Origin of the sequence: Protofrankia sp. Cas8, assembly GCF_963555845.1 — a bacterium.
Taxonomy (GTDB): Bacteria; Actinomycetota; Actinomycetes; order Frankiales; family Frankiaceae; genus Protofrankia.
The window spans coordinates 1-1,388 of the sequence record NZ_CAUVXI010000214.1; the positions used below are offsets into that span (position 1 = coordinate 1).

General features: G+C 61.5%; 1 protein-coding gene. It reads left to right on the forward strand.

What is annotated here, in order from left to right; all coding sequences use genetic code 11:
* Positions 1-92: 92 nt before the first annotated feature.
* The coding region (locus U9977_RS22655) for an ATP-binding protein (protein WP_416210750.1) at positions 93-1,388 on the forward strand (1,296 nt) is incomplete at its 3' end.

The window sequence follows — 1,388 nt, forward strand, 5'->3', positions numbered from 1 at the left end:
CGCCGAATCCGGCATACCGGCCGAGCAACGACGCGGAAGTTGTCGTAGGTTCCGCCGACACGACCAGGATCGCACCATGCCCCTACCTGGGGTTGCGGCGATTTGATGAATCGGACGCCGCTTACTTTTTCGGTCGGGACCGTCTTACTGCTGCCCTACTGGAGAAGCTAACCGACCACTTGTCGGTTCCTCACCCGTTGGCTGTGCTCGGCGCGACAGCCACCGGAAAGTCATCCTTGCTTCGAGCCGGTTTGCTGCCCGCTCTTCGGCGAGGGACGCTGAGCGTCCCTGGGTTCGACTCCTGCTTACCGATCATCATGACCCCGGGAGAGCATCCGATGTGGGCGCTCTCGCTCAGCCTTACTCAGATCGCGAACCTCTCTCCCGAGGAGATCAGCGCAGGGCTTGCTGCCGATCCAAACAAGATCGCCGACATTGTCGCCCGAGCGTGTCTCCACCAGGAGAGCCGGGCTACCCGGGCGGACACCTGCGCAGTGCTCATAGTGGACCAATTTGAAGAACTGTTCACCCTCTGCTCTGACGAGGGCGAACGGCGCCTATTCGTTCAGACGCTGAGCGCCGCCGCAAGCAGTCGGATTGAGGGGCGCAGTGAAATTCCCACGCCGGTGATATTCGGCCTGCGTACGGACTTCTTCGGGCATTGTGCCAGTTATCCCGAACTGGCCTCGGCCTTGACTGAGCGCCCCCTGTTGGTTGACTCGATGAACGATGACGAACTGCGGGCTGTGATCGAGGGGCCAGCAGCCCTCACCGGGATTGCTTTCCAGGATGGACTGACAGATCTTCTCCTGTCCGACCTGGCAGCCGGCGAGCCAGCAGGCGTGGAGTCCGGCTGCGCCCTTCTGCTGCTCGCCTACGTCCTTCGGGAAGTCTGGGACCATCGGAACGAGCGCCTACTCACCATTACCACTTATGCGGCAACTGGCGGCATCTGGCATGCAATAGCCCAGCACGCCGAACAGGTCTATGACGACCTCGGTAACAGTATTGGTGCGTCCGCGCAGCACGCAACGCGGCTACTCTTCTCGCACTTGCTGCGTGCCGGTAACGGAACCGGCGATGTCCGCCATCGGATCAGTTTCGTCGAGCTGGTACGCGACCGCTCGGCAGAAGAAGGACGAGCCATAGTAGCTGCGCGTGACGCGTTTGCCGATCCTCGCACAGGTTTCATCACGATCACCGAAGAATGCGTTGAGATCACCCATGAATCGCTGGGATGGGCATGGCCGAGACTACGCCACTGGATCGACGAGGACCGCCGGTCATCGGCTCATGACCGGTTCGCCGCCGGGGCTGAAACGTCGAACCCCCAGGATTCCGAAGCCCCAAAAACAGCCCAGATATCCTCGGCTGGCGATGCCAGTTCC